Origin of the sequence: Microbispora sp. CSR-4 (assembly GCF_008033685.1) — a bacterium.
In the GTDB taxonomy this organism is placed as follows: domain Bacteria; phylum Actinomycetota; class Actinomycetes; order Streptosporangiales; family Streptosporangiaceae; genus Microbispora.
This window is the reverse complement of the sequence record NZ_VJVX01000081.1, coordinates 1-24,274: the sequence shown is the minus strand read 5'-3', so window position 1 is coordinate 24,274 and position 24,274 is coordinate 1. Positions and strand designations below refer to the sequence as shown.

The 24,274-nt window shown below is 72.6% G+C and carries 22 protein-coding genes and 1 pseudogene; 12 read left to right on the top strand and 11 right to left on the bottom strand.

Annotated features, from left to right (window positions below):
- Positions 1-185 (bottom strand): annotated as a pseudogene (locus tag FLV34_RS40940) (RICIN domain-containing protein); the annotation flags it as partial.
- Positions 186-890: 705 nt separating this feature from the next.
- On the opposite strand from FLV34_RS40940, the gene FLV34_RS36415 reads away from it, so the two are divergent.
- The 3 genes from FLV34_RS36415 to FLV34_RS36405 are packed head-to-tail and all read left to right on the top strand — an operon-like array spanning position 891 to position 4,689.
- Entirely contained in the window at positions 891-1,742 is an 852-nt protein-coding gene (locus FLV34_RS36415; protein WP_147945286.1) for an ATP-binding cassette domain-containing protein, read from the top strand.
- Positions 1,739-4,087: a YhgE/Pip domain-containing protein gene (locus FLV34_RS36410; protein ID WP_142648223.1), complete on the top strand. Its 2,349-nt coding sequence runs from the start codon at positions 1,739-1,741 to the stop codon at positions 4,085-4,087. Before FLV34_RS36415 ends, FLV34_RS36410 begins: the two co-directional genes overlap by 4 nt.
- Positions 4,084-4,689, top strand: coding sequence for a TetR/AcrR family transcriptional regulator (locus tag FLV34_RS36405; RefSeq protein WP_142648222.1), 606 nt, complete (start codon positions 4,084-4,086; stop codon positions 4,687-4,689). The genes FLV34_RS36410 and FLV34_RS36405 overlap by 4 nt, the downstream gene beginning before the upstream one ends.
- Before the next feature lie 100 nt (positions 4,690-4,789).
- Here the strand turns inward: FLV34_RS36405 and FLV34_RS36400 are convergent, their stop codons facing one another.
- Positions 4,790-5,707, bottom strand: a complete 918-nt coding sequence (locus tag FLV34_RS36400) for a hypothetical protein (RefSeq protein ID WP_142648221.1) — start codon at positions 5,705-5,707, stop codon at positions 4,790-4,792.
- A gap of 166 nt (positions 5,708-5,873) precedes the next feature.
- On the opposite strand from FLV34_RS36400, the gene FLV34_RS36395 reads away from it, so the two are divergent.
- Together FLV34_RS36395 and FLV34_RS36390 are read left to right on the top strand one after the other, a co-directional pair.
- The gene (locus tag FLV34_RS36395; RefSeq protein WP_260617296.1) at positions 5,874-7,712 is read left to right on the top strand and encodes a substrate-binding and VWA domain-containing protein; all 1,839 of its coding nucleotides are present in this window, start codon (positions 5,874-5,876) and stop codon (positions 7,710-7,712) included.
- A 32-nt stretch (positions 7,713-7,744) separates the two neighbouring features.
- Positions 7,745-8,494, top strand: a complete 750-nt coding sequence (locus FLV34_RS36390; protein WP_142648219.1) for a hypothetical protein — start codon at positions 7,745-7,747, stop codon at positions 8,492-8,494.
- 45 nt (positions 8,495-8,539) lie between these two features.
- Here the strand turns inward: FLV34_RS36390 and FLV34_RS36385 are convergent, their stop codons facing one another.
- Positions 8,540-9,502 carry a threonine/serine dehydratase gene (locus FLV34_RS36385; RefSeq protein WP_261986037.1) on the bottom strand — a complete coding sequence of 321 codons (963 nt, stop codon included), beginning with the start codon at positions 9,500-9,502 and terminating at the stop codon, positions 8,540-8,542.
- 58 nt (positions 9,503-9,560) lie between these two features.
- On the opposite strand from FLV34_RS36385, the gene FLV34_RS36380 reads away from it, so the two are divergent.
- Positions 9,561-10,433 carry a LysR family transcriptional regulator gene (locus tag FLV34_RS36380; protein WP_142648218.1) on the top strand — a complete coding sequence of 291 codons (873 nt, stop codon included), beginning with the start codon at positions 9,561-9,563 and terminating at the stop codon, positions 10,431-10,433.
- A 4-nt stretch (positions 10,434-10,437) separates the two neighbouring features.
- On the opposite strand, the gene FLV34_RS36375 is transcribed toward FLV34_RS36380, so the two are convergent.
- Both FLV34_RS36375 and FLV34_RS36370 read right to left on the bottom strand, forming a co-directional pair.
- A complete protein-coding gene (locus FLV34_RS36375) occupies positions 10,438-10,968 on the bottom strand; it encodes a hypothetical protein (RefSeq protein ID WP_142648217.1) in 531 nt (176 codons plus the stop codon).
- Positions 10,969-11,264: 296 nt separating this feature from the next.
- Complete coding sequence (locus tag FLV34_RS36370) at positions 11,265-11,540, bottom strand: helix-turn-helix transcriptional regulator (protein ID WP_142625059.1); 276 nt, start codon at positions 11,538-11,540, stop codon at positions 11,265-11,267.
- 56 nt (positions 11,541-11,596) lie between these two features.
- On the opposite strand from FLV34_RS36370, the gene map reads away from it, so the two are divergent.
- The 4 genes from map to FLV34_RS36350 all read left to right on the top strand — a co-directional run bounded on the left by map (position 11,597) and on the right by FLV34_RS36350 (position 14,976).
- Positions 11,597-12,364 (top strand): type I methionyl aminopeptidase, encoded by a 768-nt coding sequence (gene map / locus FLV34_RS36365; protein ID WP_142648216.1) that lies wholly within the window; start codon positions 11,597-11,599, stop codon positions 12,362-12,364.
- 82 nt (positions 12,365-12,446) lie between these two features.
- Entirely contained in the window at positions 12,447-13,085 is a 639-nt protein-coding gene (locus FLV34_RS36360; RefSeq protein ID WP_142648215.1) for a LysE family translocator, read from the top strand.
- A gap of 152 nt (positions 13,086-13,237) precedes the next feature.
- The gene (locus FLV34_RS36355; protein WP_222709756.1) at positions 13,238-13,972 is read left to right on the top strand and encodes a VC0807 family protein; all 735 of its coding nucleotides are present in this window, start codon (positions 13,238-13,240) and stop codon (positions 13,970-13,972) included.
- Positions 13,969-14,976 carry a hypothetical protein gene (locus tag FLV34_RS36350; protein ID WP_147945285.1) on the top strand — a complete coding sequence of 336 codons (1,008 nt, stop codon included), beginning with the start codon at positions 13,969-13,971 and terminating at the stop codon, positions 14,974-14,976. The genes FLV34_RS36355 and FLV34_RS36350 overlap by 4 nt, the downstream gene beginning before the upstream one ends.
- Here the strand turns inward: FLV34_RS36350 and FLV34_RS36345 are convergent.
- The 5 genes from FLV34_RS36345 to FLV34_RS36325 are packed head-to-tail and all read right to left on the bottom strand — an operon-like array spanning position 14,943 to position 21,214.
- A complete protein-coding gene (locus FLV34_RS36345; protein ID WP_142648213.1) occupies positions 14,943-16,538 on the bottom strand; it encodes an acyl-CoA synthetase in 1,596 nt (531 codons plus the stop codon). The two genes, FLV34_RS36350 and FLV34_RS36345, sit on opposite strands and share 34 nt — an antisense overlap.
- A gap of 36 nt (positions 16,539-16,574) precedes the next feature.
- Positions 16,575-17,723, bottom strand: coding sequence for a thiolase domain-containing protein (locus tag FLV34_RS36340; RefSeq protein ID WP_147945284.1), 1,149 nt, complete (start codon positions 17,721-17,723; stop codon positions 16,575-16,577).
- A gap of 8 nt (positions 17,724-17,731) precedes the next feature.
- Entirely contained in the window at positions 17,732-18,757 is a 1,026-nt protein-coding gene (locus FLV34_RS36335; RefSeq protein ID WP_147945283.1) for a lipid-transfer protein, read from the bottom strand.
- Positions 18,754-19,677, bottom strand: coding sequence for a Zn-ribbon domain-containing OB-fold protein (locus FLV34_RS36330; RefSeq protein ID WP_147945282.1), 924 nt, complete (start codon positions 19,675-19,677; stop codon positions 18,754-18,756). The genes FLV34_RS36335 and FLV34_RS36330 overlap by 4 nt, the downstream gene beginning before the upstream one ends.
- A complete protein-coding gene (locus FLV34_RS36325) occupies positions 19,667-21,214 on the bottom strand; it encodes an acyl-CoA synthetase (protein WP_147945281.1) in 1,548 nt (515 codons plus the stop codon). The genes FLV34_RS36330 and FLV34_RS36325 overlap by 11 nt, the downstream gene beginning before the upstream one ends.
- Positions 21,215-21,423: 209 nt before the next feature.
- Between FLV34_RS36325 and FLV34_RS36320 the strand changes: the two genes are divergently transcribed.
- Entirely contained in the window at positions 21,424-22,239 is an 816-nt protein-coding gene (locus FLV34_RS36320; protein ID WP_261986036.1) for a crotonase/enoyl-CoA hydratase family protein, read from the top strand.
- Positions 22,240-22,334: 95 nt separating this feature from the next.
- Positions 22,335-23,816 carry a hypothetical protein gene (locus FLV34_RS36315; RefSeq protein ID WP_147945279.1) on the top strand — a complete coding sequence of 494 codons (1,482 nt, stop codon included), beginning with the start codon at positions 22,335-22,337 and terminating at the stop codon, positions 23,814-23,816.
- A gap of 4 nt (positions 23,817-23,820) precedes the next feature.
- On the opposite strand, the gene FLV34_RS36310 is transcribed toward FLV34_RS36315, so the two are convergent.
- Positions 23,821-24,231 carry a damage-control phosphatase ARMT1 family protein gene (locus FLV34_RS36310; protein ID WP_261986035.1) on the bottom strand — a complete coding sequence of 137 codons (411 nt, stop codon included), beginning with the start codon at positions 24,229-24,231 and terminating at the stop codon, positions 23,821-23,823.
- Positions 24,232-24,274: the final 43 nt, after the last annotated feature.

The window sequence follows — 24,274 nt, the reverse complement described above, 5'->3', positions numbered from 1 at the left end:
CCGTCGGCGGTGCTGTTGCCGGGGACGGTCAGGCACAGGCCGCTGGCGCCGTTCACGATCCGGTAGGCGCCCGCGCTGGGTCCCGCACTGGGTCCCGCATTGGGTCCCGCACTGGGCGCCGCGTTGGACACGCCGACGAAGACGCCGCCCACCAGGGCGGCGACCCCGACAACGGTGCCGATCACCCCGACTCCGGTTCTGCTACTCCTTCTCAAAGCCGAGCTCCTCGCAGGTCGTGCAGGACCCCTGACCGAGGCTGGTGGCGGCGCCACTCCTGGTCCCGCTAAGGGAATTCATAGATGTGAACAACATCCATGAACCGGAACACGGCCAAAAGTACGGACCCCGCGAACCCGGGTCAATGCTCCGTGTCGACCAGCTGACGGGGTGGTCCTGGCACCCGCCGATTCCGGCAGGTGAGACCGTCCGCACCCGGTGCGCGCCAGTGAAATTTTCATGAAACACGGACACGCCGGGAGAGCCGAGGAGGTCATGGCGGAGAGCCATGGCCGACTGGAACGTTGCGCGGCACCACCCGGCACTCCCCACACACCGCCTGGCACTTCCCACACGGCACCGCGTGACTCCCCCTGCACGGCACCGCCCGGCACTCCCCGCACGGCACCGCCCGGCACTTCCCACACGGCACCGCCCGGCACTTCCCACACGGCACCGCGTGACTCCCCCCGCACTGCACCGCCCGGCACTCCCCGACATTCCCCACACGGCGGCGCGCGGTTCGCCGGCAACCCCCTTCTCCCCGCGTGAGGCCCGGTCACCGCGGACATGGGCCTGTGTCGGCGAAATCACACCATGACGGGCATGGGGCGAGAGCTCCCCAGGGCTACTCTTTTGTACCGACTGGTCAGTGCAAAGAACGGAGCACAGACGTGAATGCCGGGCGAACCACCGACGTCGCCACCCCCTCGGCCGGAACCCCCGACGGGCCGTCCGGCGGCGGGGTGGACGACACGTGCGACGGTGGTGGGGTGGACGACGCGTCCGACGGCACGTCCGGCGAGGCGTCCGGCGCCGTGTTCGGCGGGGTCGAGCTGAAGGCGCGAGACCTGGGCGTGCGCGGCGCTCACGGCTGGGTCTACCGGCACGTCTCCCTGCACGCGGCCCCGGGGACGCTGACCGTCGTCACGGGCGAGGCGGGCAGCGGCCGTACGAGCCTGCTGCTCACCCTCGCGGGACGGATGAAGCCCACCGAGGGGACGCTCACCGTCGGCGGCCTCGCCACACCCCGCGGGATCAGGCGGATCGCCGCCCTCGGGCTCTTCCCGGAGGTGAACCCGTTCGACGACGCCCTGACCGTACGGGAGCACCTGCAGGAGCGGCTGCGCCCGCACGGGTTCCTGTGGCGCAGGCGGCACCCGGACGCCGTGCGGTCGGCGCTCGCCCACGCCGGGCTCGATCCGGACGCGCTGCCGCGGGGCGACCGCACCCTGGCCAGGGACCTCACCCGGGCCCAGGCGGTGCGGCTGGGCGTCGCGCTCGCCCTGCTCGACCAGCCGGGCCTGCTGCTCGTGGACGACGCCGGCACCGGCATCCCCGCGGGCAGGCGGCGCGAGCTGTGGGACGTGCTGCGCGGCCTGGCCGACCAGGGGCTCACCGTCGTCGCGGCGTGCACCGACGCCGAGGAGGCGACCGGCGCGGCCAGCACGCTGCTGCCGCTGCCCGTTCCCGCTCCTCCGGCACCCGGTGCCGGAGACGCGGCGGAGACAGGAGAACGCCGATGAGGATCCCCCACCCCGGCCGGCTCGAACTGCGCAGGTTCCTGCGCTCGCGGCTCACCAGGGCCGCGCTGGTCGCCGTCGTCATGCTGCCTCTGCTGTACGCCGGGCTCTATCTGTGGTCGTTCTGGGATCCCCAGGCGAACCTCGACCGTGTGCCGGTGGCCCTCGTCGTGGAGGACCGTCCCGCCACCGCCGCCGGCGCCGCGGGGAGCCCCCCGAGCACAGTGGACGCCGGACGCGAACTCGCCGCCGAGCTGGAGCGGCGCAAGGTCTTCGCGTGGCACCGGGTCGACGCGGCGGAGGCCGACAAGGGCGTCCGAGAGGGCCGTTACTACCTGTCGCTCACGATCCCGGACGACTTCAGCGCCGACCTCGCCTCGCCCTCCGGCGACGGCACGCCGCGCCCGGCCCAGCTCGGCGTACGGGTGGACACCGGGCGCAGCTACATCATGCGGACGATCTCGGACGCCGTGTTCCGGGAGGTCAAGGAGGCGGCCGGACGCAGCGCGGTCAAGGGCTACCTGGACCAGATCTTCCTGTCCTTCGGCGAGCTGCACGACAAGACCGCCCAGGCGGCCGACGGCGCCGACCGGTTGCACGACGGTGCCGCCGCCGCGAGCGACGGCGCGGCCTCGCTCGCCAAGGGGCTCGGGTCCGCGCAGGACGCGACCGGCAAGCTGTCGTCCGGAGCCGACGCCCTGTACAGCGGGTCGAAGCAGCTCACGAGCGGGCTGCACCAGGCCAGGACCGGCTCGGCCTCCCTGTCCGCCGGTCTGTCGAAGGCGGCCGCGGGCGCGGCCGACCTCCGCAAGGGCCTGTCCGCGCTCGGCAAGGGTGCGGCCGCACTGGCCGAGGGCAACCGCGAGGTCTACCGCCAGGTGCACACCCTGTCTCCCACCGTTAACCGGGCGGCCGACAAATACGTCCCGGTGCTGGAGAAGAACGGCGACCGCATCCGGCAGGGCGCGCTCACCCTCGCGAAGGGCGCCGACGGCTTGGCCGACGCACTCGACGGCCTGCCCCAGGAGGTGCAGGGCTCGGCGGGCACGGCCAGGCAGGACCTGCGGGCCGTCCAGCGCTGGCTGAGCGCCCATCCCGACGCCGACCCCGAGCTGCGCGCGCTGGTCGAGCAGGCCGCGGGGTCGGCGGGCGACCTCGCGTCGGCCGCCGGGCGGCTGCAGAACCGCCTCGGCTCGCAGGAGGGCAGGCTCGACGACCTCGCCGGCACGGCACGGACCGTCGCGGACGACGCCCGCGAGCTGGCCGCCGCCGCGCCCGGCCTCGGCAGCGCGCTGAACGACGCCCGCGACAAGTTCAACCAGCTCGACAAGGGGCTGAAGCGACTGGCCGACGGAGCGTCCGACCTGCACGACGGCGCGGGCAAGGCGCTGAACGGAGCCACCTCGCTGTCGCGCGGCCTCGGCACGCTCAACAGCGGCGCGCGGACCCTGTCCACCGGGCTTGCCAGGCTCGACGACGGAGCGACCGGCCTCAACACCGGGCTCGCCTCGCTCGCCTCCGGCGCGGGCAAGCTCGACAACGGCATCGGCAAGCTGCACCGGGGGGCAGGAAAGCTCGGCTCCGGGCTGGTCAAGCTGACCGACGGTTCAAGCGAGCTGGCCGGCAAGCTCGGCGACGGGGCCGCGCAGATCCCCGACTACGGCACACCGGAGCGCGACAGCCGTACGGACATGATGAGCGACCCCGTCCGGCTCGCCACCGAGGTGGACAACGAGGTGCCCAACTACGGCACCGGGTTCGCTCCGTTCTTCGTGCCGCTCGCGTTGTGGGTCGGCGCGATGGTGACGTACATGGTGCTGCGGCCGCTCAACCCGCGCCTGCTCGCCGGGTCGGCGCCGGCGTGGCGCACGGCCCTCGCGGGCTGGCTTCCCGGGCTCGCGATGGGGACGCTCCAAGTGGCGGTGCTGCTCGCCGTGCTGCGCTTCGGCCTGGGGCTCGAGGCGGCCGACTGGCCGGGGATGGCGGCCTTCCTGGTGCTGGTCACGGCGGCGTTCCTCGCCGTCGTGCAGGCGGTCAACGCGCTGCTCGGGCCGCCCGGACGGGTGGCGGTGCTGGCGCTGCTCATGCTGCAACTCACCTCGTCGGCGGGCACCTACCCGATCGAGACGTCCCCCGGGTTCTTCCAGGCCATCTCGCCGTGGCTGCCGATGAGCTGGGTGGTGTCGGCGATGCGCCGCCTCGTCAGCGGCGGCGACACCACCGTGGTGTGGCAGGCTTGCGGCGTGCTGTCCGCGTTCGTCGCTCTCGGTCTCGCCCTCACCGTGCTCGCCGTCCACCGTGGTCGTACGTGGTCGATGCGCCGCCTCAAGCCGGAGCTGTCGCTGTGAGCGGGCGGGGCGACGGCGCGACCGGCGGCAGGCGGGCCGAGACCCGGCAGCGGCTCTACCGGGCCGCTGCCGAACTCATCGCCGAGCAGGGTTTCGCCGCCACCACCGTCGACGCCATCGCCGAACGCGCGGGAGTGGCCAAGGGCACCGTCTTCTACAACTTCGGCAGCAAGGAGGCGCTGTTCGCGGGCCTGCTCGACCACGGGATCGAGCGGCTCGCCGACGCCCTCGCCGAGGCCGCACGCGCCCCGGCCGCCTCTCCGGTCGCCGTGCTAGACGCGCTCATGCTCGCGCAGCTCCGCTTCTTCGACGAGTACGGGCCGTTCGCCCGGGTGCTGCTGGCCGAGCTGTGGCGGGCGGCCTGGCAGGACGCGATCCTGCGGCTGCGCACGAGCGTGCTCGCGGTCTACGAACGTGTCCTTGCCGATGCCGTGGCGGCCGGCGAGCTGCGCCCGGGATTCGACACCGGCACCGCCGCCACCGCCGTCTTCGGCATGGTGCTCACCGTCGCCATCGAGCGTCGCGCGCTGCACCCCGGCCAGCCGGTCGAGGACGTACACGCGACGCTCGCCGAACTCGTCCACCGCCGCATCTCGCCCTGACGGAGCCCTGGCCGAGCCCCAGATGAGCCCCAGATGAGCCCCGGACGAGCCCCGGACGAGCCCCGGACGAGCGCGGATCGGCGTCGGGCGAGCGCGGACGTCAGAGGAAGAGCTCGTCCACCGACGTCACCGTCACCGCCTTGCGGACCCACTCCTTCAGGAGATTCAGGTCGGAGCATCGGCTGATCCGCTCGCGTGCCTCGGGGGGAATCTCCAGCCCCCGGGCGTCGAGCACGGCGAGGATCGCGTCGATCTCGCCCTCCGCGCGCCCCTGTTCCAGCCCCTGCTCCAGACCCTGCTCCAAGCCCTGTTCCAGGCCCTTGTTCACCCAATCGGAGAAGTAGCGGTCGCCGATGACCTTCTCGTAGTCGGCTGACGCTGTCATCAGAAGCTCCTTCAGGCGCTCACCCACTACTGTGGGTACCAGGCCGAACACGTAGCTCAAATATAGCCGGACGTCCTTCTGGTCGAGCTCGTTCAGCCCCTCCAGCATGACCTCCAGCCCCTTGTCGATGTCGGGGTGGTCACCGTTCATGGCCGCCGACAACACGGCCAGCTCGGGGTGCCTGCGTGCCTCGCCCGGATCGGTGACCAAGGGCAGGCGGTCCGAGTGAATCGCCACCGGGGTGACCGTTCCGCTCGGCCCCATGGAGATGGGCTGCTCGCACCAGCGGCCCACCGCCGGGTTCAGGCTGATCACCAGCAGGGCGGTGTCACACTTCAACCGGGCCCGCAGCGCGGCGACGTATACGGGCCAGGTGAAGCGCTTGTCCGCGTCGTGCCGTAACTGCACCTCGACGATCACCGCCAGCCGGGCCGTTCCCGACCCGTCGCGGAGCACCACGACCGCGTCCGCGCGATACTCCACCGGGGTCAGTTGCGTGGCGTCCACCGCCTCCGCCGTGGCCTTGGCGAATTCGGGCGGCTCGATGCCGCCGACCTCGCGTAACAGCTCCACCGCGGCGTTGGGCCTCCGGTGGAAGAGGTCGACCGTTTGTTGATGGATGAGATTCGGCACGCGGGAAACTTTACTCAGTGTGTTCGAGTCGTTACGGAGAATTATCGGGTTCTGTGGATGAGTGTGGAACGGGGCTGGGGTGTTAGCTGGACGAGATGATCGGCAACTAACGTGATCCGCCATTCGTCGGGATAGATGCAGGTATCCCGTGACAATGGAGGAGCCCGTGTACCCCCCACCGCAGCAGAAGCGCCGCCGCAGCGTGGCACCGTTCGTCGTCGCGGTCATCTTCGCGGGGGCGCTCATCGTCGGGCTGAGGCTGCTGTTCGGCGGAGTTTCAGGCGGCGGTGGCGATGCCGGTGACGGCGGGGGCGACGGGGGCGGGAGTGCGGGCAAACGCGCCTGCGGTGACGACGGGATCACGCTGACCATCGCCGCGTCGAGCGAGAAGGCCGAGCTGCTGCGCACGATGGCCAACGACTACAACGGCCATGAGGTGGACGGAAAATGCGTGGACGTGGTCGTGAACTCCAAGGCCTCGGGCGGGGCCATGCAGGCCCTCGCGCGGGGCTGGGACGAGCGGCAGGACGGCCCGAAGCCGGACGTCTGGACGCCGGCGAGCACCGGCTGGGTCACCCTGCTGCGGCAACGCGTCGAGGGCGGCGACCAGGCGTCGCCGGTGTCCGCCGACAACCCGACGATCGCCACGTCTCCGCTGGTCATCGCGATGCCCAAGCCGATGGCCCAGGCGCTCGGCTGGCCGTCCAAGAAGATCGGCTGGTCGGAGATCCTCGACCTCGCCAACGACCCCAAGGGCTGGGCGGCTTACGACCACCCGGAGTGGGGGAGGTTCCGCCTCGGCAAGACGAACCCGAACTTCTCGACGTCCGGGCTCAACGCCACGGTCGGGGCGTACTTCGCGGCCACCGGGCTGTCGGGCGACCTGACGGAACGAGACGTCGCCGCGGCGAAGACGCGCGAGTTCGTGCGGGGGGTCGAGCGGTCCATCGTCCACTACGGCGACACGACGCTGACGTTCCTGTCGAACCTCCAGCACGCCGACGACTCGGGGACGGCCATGTCGTACATCTCCGCCGTGACGGTGGAGGAGAAGTCGGTGTGGGACTACAACCAGGGCAACCCGACGGGTGATCCCAAGACGCTCGGCGACCACGCCAAGCCGAAGGTCCCGCTGGTGGCGATCTACCCCAAGGAGGGCACGCTCTTCTCCGACCACCCGTACGCCGTGCTGTCCTGGGCGGACGCCGCGAAGAAGGCCGCGGCGGCGGACTTCCTGAAGTATCTGCAGGCGCCCGAGCAGCAGAGGCAGTTCGAGAAGTACGCCTTCCGGTCGTACGACGGCAAGCCGGGCGACCTCATCACGACCGCCAACGGCCTCGACCCCAAGCAGCCGGCGACCACGCTGAGCACCCCGGCGCCGCCGGTGCTGAACCGCATCCTCAAGAGCTGGGCCGAGCTGCGCAAGCCCGCCAACGTGCTGATGGTGATGGACGTGTCCGGCTCGATGGGCGCCGACGTCGAAGGCACCGGCAAGACCAAGCTCGACCTGGCCAAGCAGGCCGCGATCAACGCGCTGCCGCAGTTCGGGCCGAACGACCGGGTCGGCCTGTGGCTGTTCAGCCTCAAGCAGGACGGCGACAAGGACTACCGCGAGCTCGTCCCCCTGGGCAGGGGCAACCAGTCGCAGCTCAAGAGCCGCATCAACGGCCTGATCCCCAGCGGCGGCACGGGGCTGTACGACACGGCCCTCGCGTCCTACCAGTACGTGACGCGCCATCAGAGCGGTGACGCGATCAACGCGGTCGTGTTCCTGACGGACGGCAAGAACGAGGACAACAACTCCATCTCGCTCGACAACCTGCTGCCCGACCTGCGCCATGAGGCGGGCCAGGAGACCGTGCGGATGTTCACCATCGCGTACGGCGGCGACGCCGACCTCGACGTCCTGCGGCGCATCTCGCAGGCCACGGACGCGGCGGCCTACGATTCGCGCAAGCCGGGAAGCATCGACGAGGTGTTCACCGCCGTCATCTCCAACTTCTGATCAACCCTGCCGTCCGACCTGGGAGCCCCCCTTTGTCCCGCTTCACCGAGGAACTCCGCGACCCCTGGGCGCTGCTCCTGGGCGCCACCGCCGCGGGCGCGGCCTGGGCGGTCGGCGTCCCTACCGTGGGGGTGCCCGTCGCCGGGGTCGCGGTCTGGCTCATCAAGGCGTTCGCCTCCGCGTGGCAGTCCACCGGTGGCGAGAGCCGTACGGAAACGCAGGCCCCGCCGGTGACGAAGGGGAGCGCGGAGGAGGCGTGGCTGCGGCGGGCGGAGCGGGCCGCCGCGTCGTTCGCCGACCTGACCGCCTCGATGCGCGGGCAGCTCCTGCTCGACCGGATCGCGGCGATGCGCCCGCAGGTGGACGACACCGTCGGCACGCTGCGCCGGCTGGCCGGGCACGCCTCGGTCACCGGCTCGGCCCTGGCCCGCTTCGACCCCCGGTTCCTGGAGCAGGAGCGCGTACGGCTCACGCAGGCGCGGCAGACGGCCCGGCAGGAGGTCGCGGGCGAGCTCGACCGGTCGATCGCCGCCCTTGACGCGCAGCGCGAGGTGTACGACAGGTTGTGGGGCACGCGGGAGCGGGTGCTGGCCCGGCTGCAGTCGGGCGCCATCAGCCTGGAGGGCCTGGTCGCGCGGGCCGTGGAGATCTCCGCCATGACGGCGGCCTCCGACGACGCGGGCGGCGCCCGGGCGCTCGACGAGCTGACCTCGGAGCTCGAACTGACCCGGCAGAGCCTGCACGAGATCGAGGAGGCCACCCGCGACGACGTCGGCCCCTGAGCCCACTTGAGCCCGCTTGGGGGCCCTCCGTCCGCCTGTGCGCGTTCAACCGGCGAGGAGGCGGGCGAGCTCGGCCGGGCCGGCGTTGCCGCCCGTGCACACCACGGCCACCCTGCGCCCGGCGAACTCCTCACGCCGGGCCAGCAGCCCGGCGAGGGCCGCCGCCCCCGCGCCCTCGGCCAGGGTGTGGGCCTCGGTGAGCAGCAGACGCTGGGCCCGCAGGATGTCGTCGTCGTCCACCAGCACGAAGTCGGCCAGGCCGTCGCGCATCACGGCCTGCGGGAGCGCGAACGCCGAACCGGTGGCGAGCCCCTCCACGACCGTCTTGACGGGCCGGGTCACCGGCTCCCGCAAGCGCCAGGAGTCGTGCGCGGCCGGGGCCTGGGCCGACTGGACGGCGATCACCCGGCAGCCCGGCGCGAGCGCGGCGGCGGCGAGGCACGCCGCGGCGGCCCCGCTGCCGCTGCCCACGGGCACGAACACCGCCTCCAGATCCGGCCGGGCGGTGAACATCTCGACGTAGAGCGTGCCCACCCCGGCCAGGATGTCCGGCTCGTCGGCCGGGCTGATCAGCCGGCGTCCCGTGCGCTCGGCGAGGTCACGCGCGTGCCCGGCGGCCTCCACCATCGTCGCGCCCCGGACCTCGACGGTCGCCCCGAGCGCCTCGACCGCCGCGACCTTGGCGGGGTTCGGGTTCTCCGGCATCAGGACGGCGCACGGCACGCCGTACAGGCGGGAGGCGTACGCGACGGACTGGGCGTGGTTGCCGGTCGAGTAGGTGACCACCCCGCGTTCGCGGCCGGCCATGCGCGCCAGCAACGCGATGCCGCCGCGCACCTTGAACGCCCCCGTGGGCTGGACGTTCTCGTGCTTCACGTGGACCTCGGCGCCCACCGCCGCGTCGAGCACGGGATAGGACCACAGGGGAGTCTCGGGCAGATGCGGGGCGATGAGCCGCCGGGCGTCCAGGATGTCGCGGATGTCGGTCATGACCCCCAGCCTGGCCATCCGCAGGACAATAGGTCCAACTCAACTTCTCAGGCGAAACCATAGACGGGATCGATGAATGCCGCTCGACGTCGTACGGCTGCGGGTCCTCGTGGCGGTGGCCAGGACCGGCACGGTGACCGCCGCGGCGCGGGAGCTGCACTACTCGCAGCCCTCGGTGAGCCACCACCTCGCCCGGCTTGAGGCGGAGACGGGCGCGAAGCTGGTGCAGCGCGTGGGGCGCGGCATCCGCCTCACCGAGGCGGGCCGCCTGCTCGCCGAGCGGGGCGCGGAGATCCTCGGCCGTCTCGACGCGGCATCCACGGAGCTCGCCGCGCACGTCGGGCTGCGCGCCGGACGCGTCCGGCTGGCGGCGTTCCCCTCCGCCCTCGGCACGTTCGTCCCGGCCGCCGCCGCCCGGCTCGCGCGCGACCATCCGGGGCTCGACCTGCGGCTGATGGAGGCCGAGCCGCCCGAGGCACTGCGCCTGCTGCGGGCCGGCCGGGTGGACGTCGCCGTGGTCTTCCGCTTCGGCGAGACCGCCCCCGAGGACGACGGCGTCCGGCTGGTCCACCTGCTCGACGACCCGAGCCTCCTCGTCACTCCCACGGCGTACGGCGACGCGGGCGACCTGGCGGCGTACGCGGACGGGACGTGGATCACGGGATGCGAGCGGTGCCGCGCGCACCTGCTCGCGCTGTGCGCCGAGGCGGGCTTCACGCCGCGCGTCTCGTTCACGACGGACGACTACGTGGCCGTGCAGGCCATGGTCGCGGCCGGGCTGGGCACGGCGATCCTCCCCCGGCTCGCGCTGTCGGCCCACCGCCATCCCGACGTGCGGGTGTCCGAGCTGCCCGGGTCGGACCGCCGGGTCTACGCCGCGACGTACGGCGAGCCGCCCGACCCGCCCGCCACCGCGGCCCTGGTCGCCGCCTTGCTGGCGATCACATGATCCGTCAGCTCGGTGCCGGCGACGGCGTGGCGGCGTCGTTGTCCAGCTCCTTGGCGCTCCACACCGCGACGCCGGTGCCCGGCAGCTGACTGATTTTGGACTCGAACGTGGCGGTGCCGTCCGTCGCGTCGTCGTCCTCCTCGGCGAAGACGAGGAGCGCCTGCCATTCGTTGTACCGGTCCGCGGGGAAGAGCAGCCGGGGACCGATCGACAGGTCCGAGTCGCCGGACAGCCGCTGGCTGTCGACGGTCACCCAGCCGTACGACGGCCGGTCGCTGAGCCGCACGTAGATGAGCGCCGAGCCTCCTTCGGGCACGACCACCTGGGCGGGTGTGACCATGACGTACGGCGTGGCGCTCACGGTCGGGGTCGGCGTCGGAGTGGGAACCGCACTCGGCAGCAGGCGGGCGACGGCGGCCGATCCGCGCGGCGCGGCGTCGGCCGTGCCCGGGACGAGCCCGGTCACCGCGGACGCGGCGGCCACGACGGCCGCGAGGACGGCCGGGCGACGTAACCGGCCGTGGGGGAATCGCATCGGGCACCTCCGTGGTGAGCCGACCGGCCGCCTCGGGCCGGCTGCCGTTGATCGTCGGCGATGCTCACAGCGTCCGATCTGCCACGCGGCCTGTACAGGAACCGCCGCCCCGGCGGCCACCCGGAGGGGCCCGCGACGGGCCGTTCACCTGGGGCAAACGCCCCCGGACACGGACACCCGGCCGGTGAAAGATTCAGCGCCGCCAGAGCAAGCCACCGAGCAAACCACCGAGCAAACCACCGAGCAAGCCACTGAGCAAGCCGCCGCGCGAGGCGCGACGAGCAAGCCGTCGCGGGTCAGCCGGCCTGGCGGAACTCGCCGGTCTGGGGACCCTCCGCGCAGGCGGCGGCCAGCTCGTCCAGCGACAGGCCGAGTGCGGCGGCGAGCGCGGCGACCGTGAAGAAGGCCGGGGTCGGCGCGCGGCCGGTCTCGATCTTGCGCAGCGTCTCGGCCGACAGCCCGGCCGCCGCCGCGACCTCGACCATGCTGCGCTCGCCGCGCGCCTGCCGGAGCAGGACGCCGAACCGCTCCCCCCGCTGCCGCTCCTCGGGGGTCAGGGGCACTCTCACCATGACCGTGATACTAATACCGGTATAGTTATTGGTGCCACCCCGCGGAGGGCATTGTCATGGTGGAAATCAAGAGCGACGCCGCGCTGGACGCGATGCGGGAGGCGGGGCGGGTCGTGGCCCGCACGCTCGACGCCGTACGGAAGGCCGCGGCCATCGGGGTGCGGCTCACGGACCTGGACGAGACGGCGCGGGCGGTGCTGCGCGAGGCCGGGGCGAGCTCCCCGTTCCTCGGCTATCGGCCGCCCTTCGCGCCGACCCCGTTTCCCGCCGTGATCTGCGTGTCCGTCAACGACGCGATCGTGCACGGCATCCCGACCGGCTACCGGCTGCGGGACGGGGACGTGGTCGGCGTCGACGCCGGCGCGGTGCTGGACGGCTGGGCGGCCGACGCCGCCGTCACGTTCATCGTGGGCACGCCGCGCCCCGGTGACCTGGAGCTGGTCGACACCACGCGCAGGGCGCTGGAGGCCGGGATCGCCGCCGCGACCGTGGGCAACCGCATCGGGGACATCTCGGCGGCGATCGGCGCGATCGCCAAGGAGGCCGGATATGGCATGCCCAGGGACTTCGGCGGCCACGGCATCGGCCGGCGGATGCACGAGGACCCGTCGGTGCCGAACCACGGGCGGCCCGGCCGGGGCTATCCCCTGCGGCATGGTCTCACCCTGGCCATCGAGCCGATGTTCATCGCCGGGGGCCGGGACGGTTATCACACAGCGGGCGACGGCTGGACGCTGCACAGCACGGACGGCAGCAGGGCCGCCCACATGGAGCACACCATCGCGGTCACCGAGGACGGCCCTCGCGTGCTGACCGTGCTGTGAATCCACTGCTCTGGAGTCGCTGCCCGTGACGGCGCTCTAAATTGACGTGCCGCGACGGCGCCGGTGTCCCTACCATCCGAACATGCCGACTCTGCCCACGCTCGCCCTGTTCGCGGCCGCCACTATGGCGTTGCTCCTGGTTCCGGGACCCGCCGTGCTCTACATCGTCACCCGGAGCGTGGCCCAGGGCCGTACGGCGGGGCTGGTCTCCGTTGTCGGCATCCACACCGGGTCGCTCGTCCACATCGCCGCCGCGGCCTTCGGGATCACCGCGCTGCTCGCCGCCTCGGCTACAGCGTTCGCCGTCGTGAAGTATCTGGGCGCGGCCTACCTCCTCTACCTGGGCATCCGCAAGCTCGTCCGGCGGACGGAGGCGGAGGAGACCGAGGTGAAGCCGGCCTCGCCCCGGCGGCTGTTCGGCGAGGGGTTCGTGGTCAACGTGCTGAACCCCAAGACGGCCATGTTCTACCTCGCGTTCCTGCCGCAGTTCGTCGATCCGGCGCGCGGCCCCGTGGCCCCGCAGGTGCTCGTGCTCGGGGCAGTGTGGGTCGCGCTCGGCATGGCCAGCGACGGCACGTACGCCCTGCTGGCCGCGGTGCTGGCCGGGCGGCTGCGCTCCTCGGCGCGCGCCCGGCGGCGGCTCGACCAGGGCAGCGGCGTCGTCTACCTCGGTCTCGGCGCCGTGGCCGCGCTCGCGACCGAGGGCGCCAAGAAGCTCTGACAGCCCGCCCGAGGGCAGACCCAGCACAGACCCAGCACAGACCCGGGGCAGACCCAGGACATTTGTACTGCCGCAATCGGGATCGCTGAATCTGTCGGGCTCCTCCGGTTTTCGCGAGGCTTAACGCACACGGAGACCCCCTGGAGGACCCGATGACCGAGACCCTGGCCGCCCCAGTGACCGGCCCAGTGACCGGCCCAGTGACCGGCCCGGCGACCGCCCCGATGAGTGCCGGCAAGCCCCGGCGGGGCACCCTCCGGACCCTGCTGATGCCGCTCGCGATCGACGTCGCCGCGCCGATGGCCTGCTACTACCTCCTGCACGGCGCGCTCGGCACGAGCGAGGTCACCGCGCTGGCCGTGAGCGGCGTGATCCCGGCCGTCCGGGTGATCGCCGGGATTGTCAGCGACCGCACGATGAACGCGCTGGCCGGGCTGACGCTGGCGGTCAACGTGGCGGGCATCGCCCTGAGCTTCGTCACCGGCGACGCCCGCATGATGATCGCCAAGGACTCCGCCCTCAGCGGCGTGATCAGCCTGTTCATGATGCTCACGGCGTTCACCGCGCGCCCGGTGATGACCCAGGGCATGCGCGCGTTCATCACCCGGGGCAACGCGGCGCGGGAGGCCGCCTGGGAGCGGCTGGCGAACGGCGCGAGGTTCCGCCGCGCCGAGCGCCGCTTCACCGGGATCTGGGGCGCGGCGCTGCTCGCCGACTGCGTGGCCCGGCTGATCGGCGCGTTCACGCTGCCGGTGTCCACCATGGTCTGGCTGTCCAACGTGCTGCTGATCGCCGCCCTCGCGGTGGGACTCGTGGTGGCGGGCGCGTTCGGCTCCGGGCCGATCATGTGGATGATCAACAACGAGGTGCGGGGGAACGCTCGATGAGAGGCAGGGGCATCAACTACGACACCGGTTTCCTCCCGGGCGGGCAGCTCAGCCGGGAGACGTTCGACCCGGAGACGGTCCGCGCGGAGATGCGCGTCATCGCCGACGAGCTGCACTGCACCGCCGTACGCATCACCGGCGGGCACCCCGAACGGCTCAGCGTCGCCGCGCGGCACGCCGCCGAGGCGGGGCTGGAGGTGTGGTTCGCGCCCTTCCCCTGCGAGATGACGACGCGGGAGCTCGCGCCGTACTTCGCCGAATGCGCCGAGCGGGCCGAGAAGCTGCGGCGCGACGGCGCGGAGGTGGTGCTCGTGACCGGATGCGAGATGAGCATCTTCTGCACCGGCTTCCTGCCCGGGGAGACCTTCTTCCACCGGATGGCGGCGCTCGGCGCGGGGGACGCCGAGGTGTACGCCCGGTTCGCCGAGATCCCCACCCTGCTGAACCCCTTCCTGGCGGAGACCGCCGAGGCCGCCCGCGCGATCTTCGGCGGGCGGGTGACGTACGCCTCGGGCGAGTGGGAGGACGTCGACTGGAGCCCGTTCGACATCGTCGCGGTGGACGCCTACCGCGACGACCGCAACGCCTCGACCTACCGCGAGGAGCTGCGCTCCCGCTTCCGGTTCGGCAAGCCGGTGGCGGTGACCGAGTTCGGCACGTGCGCCTACACGGGAGCGGGCGCACGTGGCGGCATGGCGTGGGCCATCGTGGACTACACCGCGACCCCGCCCCGGCTCGACGGCGACTACCGCCGCGACGAGGGCGAGCAGGTCCGCTACCTGCGGGACCTGCTCACGGTGTTCGAGGAGGAGGGCGTGGACAGCGCCTTCTGGTTCACCTTCGCCGGCTACACCACGGCCTATGACCCCGACCCGCGCGCAGACCTCGACATGGCCTCCTACGGCGTGGTCCGGCTGCTGAAGGACGGCGGGCGGGAGCCGAAGGAGGTCTTCCACGCCCTCGCCGCCGCCTACTCCGGCGGACACGCCGCGGCGGCCACCTGACCGGCCCACCGGTAGTCGGCCTTGCCCGCCGGGGAACGGACGATCTCCTCGACGAACGCGTAGGTCCGCGGCACCTTGTAGCCCGACAGCCGGGTGCGGCAGTGGGCGTCGAGCTGCCGCGCCGTCGGCGTCGTCCCGTCGTACGGCTGGACGACGGCCGCGACCCGCGACCCCCAGCGGTCGTCGGGGATGCCGGTGACGACGGCGTCGAACACGGCGGGATGCCCCTTGAGCACCGCCTCGACCTCCTCGGGGAAGACCTTCTCCCCTCCGGTGTTGATGCACTGGGATCCGCGGCCGAGGATGCGGATCGTGCCGTCCTCCTCCACCGTGGCGAGGTCGCCGGTGAGCAGCCACCGCACGCCGTGGGCGTCGGTCACGAAGGTGCGGGCGGTCTTGCCCGGGTCGTTGTGGTAGCCGAAGGCGATCCGGCCGGCCCTGGCCACCGTGCCGATCCGCCCCGAGCCCGGCTCGACCGGGGTCAGCGTCTCGTCGAGCACGGTCACGGAGGCGCCGGCGTTGGGCCGATAACGCAACCCCGACTCGGGCGACGACCCCTCGACCCCCGACGCCGTGTATCCCGACTCGGTGGAGCCGAAGTTGTCGAGGATCATCCGGCCGGGCAGCAGCTCCTCCAGCCGGGCGCGCACGGCCCCGCTGAGGATCGCCCCGGTGGAGCTGAGCACGAACAGCGACGACAGGTCGTAGGACCCGGCGGCCAGCTCCTCGGCGATCGGGCGGGCCATCGCGTCGCCGGTGATGTTGAGGCTGACGACCTTCTCCCGCTCGATCGCGCGCAGCACGGCGGCGGCGTCGAACCTGCGGACGTGCACGATCGTGCCGCCCATCCACCAGGCGATGAACGTGCCCATCTGGGCCGCGCCGTGCATCAGCGGGGCCGCCGTCATCATGACGACCGGCGACGCCGCGCCGCGCGCCTGCTCGATCACCGCCTCGGGCGTCTTCAGCGGCTCGCCGTACGGGTTGCCGCCGCCGAAGGCGAAGAACAGGTCCTCCGACCGCCACATCACGCCCTTGGGCATGCCGGTCGTGCCGCCGGTGTAGATGACGTACACGTCGTCGCCGGACCGGGGCGGGAAGTCCCTGCCGTCGGGCCGCCCCGCCACCGCCTCCTCGTACGGCACCGCGCCCGGCACGGCGGAGGGGCCGCCGACGGCGACGAGGTGGCGCAGCCCGGGGACCCGCGCGGCCACGGCCGCGACGCGGTCGTCGAACTCCACGTCGAACACCAGGGCCGCGATGCCGGAGTCCTGGTAGAGGTAGCGCAGCTCGGACTCGACGTACCGGTAGTTGACGTTGACCGGCACGGCCCGCAGCTTCAGCGTCGCCAGCAGGGCCGCGACGTACTCCACCCCGTTGTAGAGCTGCATGCCCACGTACGTCCCGCGTCCGACGCCCTGCGCGGCCAGGTGGTGGGCGAGCCGGTTGGCGTGGGCGTCGAGCTCGGCGTACGTCGGGCGGTCGTCGCCGCAGACCAGCGCGACGCGGTCCCCGATGGCGTCGGCGAGCCCCTCGAAGAGATCGGCGTGGTTGAACTCCATCCGGCGGACCTCCCGCTCGTCAGGGTCTGAGCTGCCTCACGGTCTGCGGCTTCCGACGATCCACATCGCGAAGAACTGGGCACCCCCGCCGTACGCGTGGCCGAGCGCGAGGCGTGCCCCCTCGACCTGGTGCTCCCCCGCCATGCCCCGCACCTGGAGCGCCGCCTCGGCGAAGCGGATGAGGCCGGACGCGCCGATCGGGTTGGACGACAGCACGCCGCCGGAGGCGTTCCACGGGGTGTCGCCGTCGAGCGCCGTGCACCCGGCCTCGGTGAGCTTCCAGCCCTCCCCCTCGGCCGCGAAGCCGAGGTTCTCCAGCCACATCGGCTCATACCAGGAGAACGGCACGTACACCTCGGCGACGTCGATCTCCCGGCGCGGGTCGGTGATCCCGGCCTGGCGGTAGACGTCGGCGGCGCAGTCGCGGCCGGCCCTCGGGCTGACGACGTCGCGGCCGGCCATCATGAGCGGCTCCGAGCGCATCGCCGTGCCGTGGATCCAGGCGGGCGTGCCGGTCACCTTGTCCTCGGCCGCGAGCACGATCGCGCAGGCGCCGTCGGACGACGGGCAGGTCTCCAGATAGCGGATCGGCTCCCACAGCATCGGGGTCGACTCGACCATCTTCCGGTCGATCCCGGGGATGCGCAGGTGGGCGTACGGGTTCTTCAGCGCGTTGAGCCGGTCTTTGACCGCGACCAGCGTGCCGATGTGGCCGGGCGCGCCCGACCTGCGCATGTACTCCCTGATGTGCGGCGCGAAGTAGCCGCCCGCCCCCACGACCAGGGAGGCGTTGAAGGGCAGGTGCGTGGTCAGGGCCCAGGTGGCGTTCGACTCCGACTGCTTCTCGAAGGCGACCACCAGCACCCGCCCGTGCACGCCGCCCTGCACGAGCGACGCGCCGACCAGCGCGGTCGAGCCGCCGACCGAGCCCGCCGTGTGCACGCGCGTCACCGGCTTGCCGGCCGCGCCGAGCGCGTCGGCCAGGTACGCCTCCGGCATCATCACGCCCTCGAACATGTCGGGGGCCTTGCCGATGACGACCGCGTCGATGTCGGCGAACGTCAGGCCGGCGTCCTCCAGCGCCCGCAGGGCGGCCTCGCGCACCAGCCCGGCGAGCGACACGTCCCGGCGTCTCGTCTGGTAGCGGGTCTGGCCCACGCCGATGACGGCACAGCGGTTTCCCACGGCGACTCCTACAGGGACTGGTCGAGCACGGCGACGAGGTTCTGCTGCAGGCACGGCCCCGAGGTGGCGTGCGCCACCGCGCGGTCCGCCGAGCCGTCGAGGATCCGCCGGGCCGCCTCGCCGATGCGGATCAGGCCGGTGGCCATCACGGGGTTGGCCGCGAGCGGCCCGCCCGACGGGTTGACCATGACGTCGGCGGACAGGCCGAGCGCCTCGCGCAGGATCGGCTCCTCGTGGCTGAACTGGGTGTGCAGCTCGGCCACGTCGACCGGGCCCTTGCCCACTCCGGCCGCCCGGCCCGCCTCGGCCGTGGACACCGACCGGGCGAGGTCGCGCATGCCCAGATAGTGGGGCTCGGCGCGGTGTGCGATGCCGGTGATCCAGGCGGGCCGCCCGGCCAGCTCGCGGGCGCGGTCGCCCGCGGCCAGCACCACAGCCGCCGCCCCGTCCGTGACCGGCGCGACATCGTACGGCCGCAGCGGCTCGACCTCGAACTCCTCCCCGGCAGGGTCGGGCAGGTCGAGGGCGTACGGGTTGGCCCGGCCGCCGGCCCGGCTGCGCCGTACGATCTCGTCCAGCGCCGCCCGGTCCGCGTTCACCGCGGCCGCCTGCAGCGCGGCGTACGACACCTGGTCGAGCCCGAGCGGCGCCAGATAGTACGGGTCGAGCTGGAGCGTCATGATCTCCCGGATGTCCGACATCGACGACTTGCCGAAGCCGTAGACGAGGGCGGTGTCGATGTCGCCGTGCTGGAGCCGCACCCACGCCTCGTACAGCGCGAAGGCGCCGTCCATCTCGACGTGGCTCTCGCTGATGGGCGGCCAGGCGCCGACCGCGTCGAGCGCCGAGACGAACGAGAACGGCGCCCCGGCCAGGTAGTCGCACGAGCCGGAGCAGGTGAAGCCGAACCTCTTCAGCCCGGTCGCCCGCTTGACCTCGTCGATCACCGGCAGCAGCAGTTCCGGCTCGGCCGGCCCGGCGTCGTGGCCGGTGTGCACGGTCTGGGCGAAGGCGACGACCGCGACGTCCCTCATCGGGCACCCCCGGCGGACTCGTCGAGGTCGGCGTCCGGCTCCCCGGTCGGTTCGAACCACTTCACGTTGGCCATCGACAGCGTCCGCTCCTCGGGCGGCAGCCACACGGCCCGCACCCGCATGCCCTGCCGCACCTCGTGCGCCGGCCCCCCGCCGATCAGCGCGATCATCGGCGTGTCCGCGCCGTCCAGCAGCACGTACGCGGAGACGAACGGCACCTCGGGGGCCCGGGGGTCGGGCAGGTTGTTGATGGCGAAGGTGGTGACCGTGCCGGTGTCGGCGACCTCCACCTCGTCCTCGATCACCGAGCCGCACGCGGGGCACGACACGCGGTAGGGCACGTAGACGGCGGCGCACTCGCCGCACCGGCCGCCGACGAACCTCCCGTCGCGCACGCCCTCCAAAAACCGGGTGAGCGCCCGCCCCGGCGTGACGCGATACTCGGCCCGCACGGGCGCGACGAGCGAGGCGACCTCGGGCAGGAAGCACTCGATATCCGTGATGTGCCCGGAGGTGGCGGCCCGCCAGCGCGGGCGCACCCGCAGGCCCGGCCGCAGCGCCTTCCGGCTCCCCGCGTCCACCGCGTGGACGAGGGCGGTGTCGGCGCCGTCGAGCCGGATGAGCGCCCAGGCGAACGGCCGGTCGAGCGGGTGGCCGGGGCGCGGCGAGCCGACCCACGCCCATGCCTGGACGGTCCCGGCCGGACCGACCTCCACGTACTCCCCGGTGACCGGCTCGCCGGTGTCCGGGTCGTACTCCAGCGGCGGCACCAGCACCCGCCCCCCGGCCGTACGGACCCCGACCAGCCGCCGGTCGCGCAGTTCGGTGAGGAAACGCCCGATGACGGGCCCGGTCGTACGCGTGTAGCCGCCGGGGAACTCCAGAACGTGGGCGGCGACGAGCGGTTCCTCAGATGGCACGGTCCCTGCCTTCCCAGTAGGGGGCGCGGAGCTTGCGTTTGAGCAGCTTGCCGTTCGGCTCGCGGGGCATCTCGTCGATGAACTCGACCACGCTCGGCCACTTCATGCGGGCCAGGCGGCCCTCCAGGGAACCGACGAGCTCCGCGGCCAGCTCCTGCCCGGGGACGGCGCCGGGCGCGGGCTCGACGACGGCCATGATCCGCTCACCCCACTCGTCGTCCGGGATGCCGAACACGGCCACGTCGGCCACCTTCGGGTGGGCCATGAGCTCGTTTTCGATCTCGGCCGGATAGATGTTGGCCCCACCCGAGATGATCATGTCGGCCTTGCGGTCGCAGAGGAAAAGGAAGCCGTCGTCGTCCAGATAGCCGATGTCGCCGACCGTGAAGTAGTCCCGGAGGCGGCCCGCGGCGGTCTTCTCCGGGTCGCCCTTGTATTCGAACGAGATGCCCATCTTCATGTAGACGGTGCCGGGCGTGCCCGCGGGCACCGGCGCGAGCTCGTCGTCCACGATCAGCAGCTCGCTGCCCGGCCAGGCCTTCCCGACCGTGCCCGGCCGCTTCTTCCAGTCCTCGGGAGTGGCGACCGTGCCGCCGCCCTCGGTGGCGGCGTAGTACTCGTAGATCACGTCGCCCCACCACTCCAGCATCTGCCATTTGACCGGCACCGGGCAGGGCGCGGCGGCGTGGATCATCCACCGCAGCGACGACAGGTCGTAGGCGCGCCGCGTCTCCTCGGGCAGCGACAGCAGCCGCTTGAAGTGCGTCGGCACCATGTGGGAGTTCGTCACGTGATGGCGCTCGCACAGGCGCAGGGTCTCCTCGGCGTCCCACCTGTCCATGAAGACGAGCGTGTGCCCCATGTGCAGCGCCGTGCCGGCGAACTGGGTGACCGCCGTGTGATAGCTCGGCGACGTGACCAGGTGGGCGTTCGGGCGGCCCGGTGTCACGCCGAACAGCCGCAGCAGCGCCGTCATCAGCTCGGCGGCGTCGTCGGGGTCGAGGCCGGTGAGCGCGCGCCGCACGCCCTTCGGCCTGCCGGTCGTGCCCGAGGTGTAGTGCATGGTCGCCCCGGCCGTACGGTCGGGCGGCGGGGTGCCCGGCCTGCCGTCGGTCAGCTCGGCGACGGGACGGAAGCCCTCGACGTCGCCGTAGGAGAAGCACCGGCCGGTGTCGATCCCGGCCTCCCGCGCGCCCCTGGCGGCCTCCGCGGCGTACCGCTCGTGGGCGAAGAACGCCCTGGCCTCGCTGTCGGCCAGGATGTAAGCGATCTCGGGCCCGGTGAGGTGCCAGTTGACCGGCGTGTAGTACCACCCCGCCTGGAGGGCCGCGAGGTAGAGCACCAGACCGTCCGCGCCGTTGGGCAGCAGGCCGCAGATGCCGTCCCCGGGGCGCAGGCCCAGCTCACGCAGGCCGTGGACCATGCGGTTGGCCCTGGCGAGCAGCTCGCCCGCGGAGTGTTCCGTGCCATCGGGATCGACCGCGGCGATCCACGCCGGGTCGGCCTGCGCCAGCCTCCAGAAACCGAGTGAGCCCATATGCCAGCTCCCTATGGGGGCGCGCCGCACCACCGGGAGGCGTCAGCGGTCGCGGAGTGAAGCACGCGGGTGCGGCGCTGACAAGATCTGGCAATGCGGAGCGACTCAGACGAGAATCGGTTCTAGTTCTTGCGGGCAGACTAACCCCGCGCGCCATGGCTAACAAGCGCTTGATCGAGCCGGTGACACCACCCAGCCGGAGGACACCTGTGGAGCTCCTGCCCATCAGCACCCCGCACTGCCGGATCGAGCGCGACGGTCACGTGGTGATCGTCACGATGGACCGGCCCGAGGCCAGGAACGCGCTCTCGCAGGACATGCTGGTCGGGCTCGCCGAGGCGTGGCAGTACATCTCGGACGAGCCGGAGGTGCGGGTCGGCATCCTCACCGGCGCGGGCGGCACGTTCTGCGCCGGGGCCGACCTCAAGGCCATGGGCACGCCGTCCGAGGACGACCGGGTGCGCCGCCGGGTCGCCGAGATCCCCGACTACCACTGGAAGGGCCTGCTGCGCGACACCGGGGCGCTGCCGTCCAAGCCCATCGTGTGCGCGGTCGAGGGGTACGCCGTGGCGGGCGGCACCGAGCTGCTCGTCGGCACCGACCTGCGGGTCGCCGGGGAGAGCGCCACGCTCGGGCTGTTCGAGGCACGACGGGCGCTGTTCCCCATGGGCGGCAGCGCCGTACGGCTGCCGCGCCAGATCCCGTACGCGTTCGCCATGGACGTGCTGCTCACCGGCAGGGCGATCACGGCGGCCGAGGCGCTCACGATGGGCATGCTCAACCGTGTCGTGCCGGACGGCCAGGCGCTCGACGTGGCCCGCGAGCTCGCCGACCAGGTGGCCGCCTGCGGGCCGCTGGCCGTGCAGGCGATCCTGCGCGCCTACCGCGAGACGCTGGGCATGCCGGAGGCCGAGGCCCTCAAGGTGTCCGACGCGATCGGCTGGCCGGTCATCGGCTCGGAGGACGCCAAGGAGGGCTCCCGCGCCTTCCGCGACAAACGCCCACCGGTCTACCAGGGCCGATAGCCGGCCGATGGCGCCCGGCGCCTCATCGATGATTGACTTGCCCGTCTCGGGGGTGCTGTTCGCGCGAAGCGGTCGCGCATCGATGAGGAGGTCGCGTGGCGACGAACGGGCCCTCGGACGATCCAGGGCGGCGGGGACGATGGGCCCAGCGGGAGAACGAGCACCGCCGTCGGCCGTATGAGGCGGCGCTGGCCGCCTGGCGGCGTGCCGACGTCGAATTACGCCACATGCTCGCGAGCGCTCGCACATACCGCGGCCGGCCCCCTGGCGACGTCCCGCCCTCGCTCCGAATGCGGCGCGGGGAGACGCTTCTCTGGAACGCTCCCGGCGCACGGCTGATCGAGCTGCGGCATCAGCCCGCGCTGCCTCCCCCCGGTTACGCGAGCCTGCCGGAGTTGACCTGGGCGGCCGGGCAGGCGCCGCCGGCGCAGGCGAACGTCAGCGACATCGGCGCGGTGTCCGTGACGAACCAGCGCGTCGTCTTCCACGGCAGCAGGCACAACCGCGAGTGGGCGTTCGCCAAGCTCACCGGCCTGGCTCACGACCTCCCGACGTCGTCCACCCTGATGAGAGTCAGCAACCGGAAGTACGTCTCGGGCCTGGTGCTCGATCCGGGGGCGTCGGTGGGCTTCCGGTTCAATCTGGCGCTCGGCCTCGCCGACGCCATGGGCGACCGTGCGGGGTTCGTCGCGCATCTCGAACGCCTGCTCGTGCACCACCAGTCGCTCCTTCCATCGCCACCCGCCCTCGTCGGCCCGGCGCAGGCCCCGCACGCGGCTCGTACGGCCCTCGGCGTGCTGAGAACGGCGTATTTCGGCCCGCGCGGCGCGTCACCGAGACGTCGCGCCCTCCAGGGTCTCGTCACGGTCGCCCTGACGCTCGGACTGATCGGCCAGGTGCTTCCCCATGCCCCCGTCACCATCGCCTCGGTGGGGCGACCGTCAACCCTTGTGCCATCCGCGCTCGCGCCGACCGTGCTCGCGCCGACCGTGCCCGCGCCGTCGCTCGCGCCCGCAGAAGTGGCGACCGACGTCGCGGAGCCCGTCGTGACGGTGACGATCACGCAGGCGCCTTCCTCGGAACCCGTGCCGGAGGCTGCGGATCCCGCTGTGACGGTGACGATCGAGGTCACGAGTACACCGGCTCCGGAACCGCCGGCAGTGCCTTCTCCCCGGCCTCCCGCTCAGGCGGAGATCACTGCGGCTCAGTCACCTCCGGCACCGCCGTCGGAGGCGGCACCGCCGCCGGAGACAGCACCGCCGCCGGAGACAGCACCGCCATCGGAGGCGGCACCACCGTCGGAGGCGGCACCACCGTCGGAGGCGGCACCGATGCCGGAGGCCGTCCCGCTCTGTGACGCGCCCGCGAATCCGTACGGATACACCTTCTGCGACGGCGACCTGATCACCGACCCGAAGCCGGACATCTGCCGGTACTTCCACTGCATTCCCAATTTCTGGGAGGGCAAGGGCTACATGATCGAATGCAGCGACGGCAAAGTCAGCATGTCGGGCGGGCGTCAGGGCTCGTGCTCATACCACGGCGGCAACCGCAGGCGCGTGCATCAGGGCCGATAGTCGCTCAGGGGCGGGCCTGCACCATGGCGTGGGTGCCAGTGGTCCGCCAGGGGCGGCCGGGCGCGTCCAGCTCGGCCAGCGCGCGCTCCGGCACGCCCACCAGCGCATCCGACTTGAGCGTGCGCAGGGCGACGACCGGCCCGGGGAAGTAGGCGGTGACCGCGGCGAACGGCGTGCTCGCCGGCCACATCCGGTCGCCGACGAGCCGCCGGTAGTTCAGGTCGCCCTTCATCACGGTGAGCGAGGCCGACGCGAACTCCGCCCGCAGGTCGTCCGGCATCTCCGCGTACGGCAGCGGGGCGCAGGCGAAGGGATGCGCCCGCAGCGTGAGGCGTCCCTCCTCCATGGCGTCCCAGAGGCGGGCGCCCGCCCCCCCCGCCCCGCCCGGCGCCCCCGCGCGGCCCCGCCGGGGCACGGGGGGGGGCGGGGGGGGTGGGGAGGAGGGGGGGGGGGAGTGG

Bases quoted from the DNA above. Each gene is read 5' to 3' on its own strand.
- FLV34_RS36410 (WP_142648223.1), top strand. From the start codon at position 1,739: ATGAGGATCCCCCACCCCGGCCGGCTCGAACTGCGCAGGTTCCTGCGC.
- FLV34_RS36385 (WP_261986037.1), bottom strand. From the start codon at position 9,502: ATGGCCAGGCTGGGGGTCATGACCGACATCCGCGACATCCTGGACGCC.
- FLV34_RS36380 (WP_142648218.1), top strand. From the start codon at position 9,561: ATGCCGCTCGACGTCGTACGGCTGCGGGTCCTCGTGGCGGTGGCCAGG.
- FLV34_RS36375 (WP_142648217.1), bottom strand. From the start codon at position 10,968: ATGCGATTCCCCCACGGCCGGTTACGTCGCCCGGCCGTCCTCGCGGCC.
- FLV34_RS36370 (WP_142625059.1), bottom strand. From the start codon at position 11,540: ATGGTGAGAGTGCCCCTGACCCCCGAGGAGCGGCAGCGGGGGGAGCGG.
- map (WP_142648216.1), top strand. From the start codon at position 11,597: ATGGTGGAAATCAAGAGCGACGCCGCGCTGGACGCGATGCGGGAGGCG.
- FLV34_RS36360 (WP_142648215.1), top strand. From the start codon at position 12,447: ATGCCGACTCTGCCCACGCTCGCCCTGTTCGCGGCCGCCACTATGGCG.
- FLV34_RS36355 (WP_222709756.1), top strand. From the start codon at position 13,238: ATGACCGAGACCCTGGCCGCCCCAGTGACCGGCCCAGTGACCGGCCCA.
- FLV34_RS36350 (WP_147945285.1), top strand. From the start codon at position 13,969: ATGAGAGGCAGGGGCATCAACTACGACACCGGTTTCCTCCCGGGCGGG.
- FLV34_RS36345 (WP_142648213.1), bottom strand. From the start codon at position 16,538: ATGGAGTTCAACCACGCCGATCTCTTCGAGGGGCTCGCCGACGCCATC.
- FLV34_RS36335 (WP_147945283.1), bottom strand. From the start codon at position 18,757: ATGAGGGACGTCGCGGTCGTCGCCTTCGCCCAGACCGTGCACACCGGC.
- FLV34_RS36325 (WP_147945281.1), bottom strand. From the start codon at position 21,214: ATGGGCTCACTCGGTTTCTGGAGGCTGGCGCAGGCCGACCCGGCGTGG.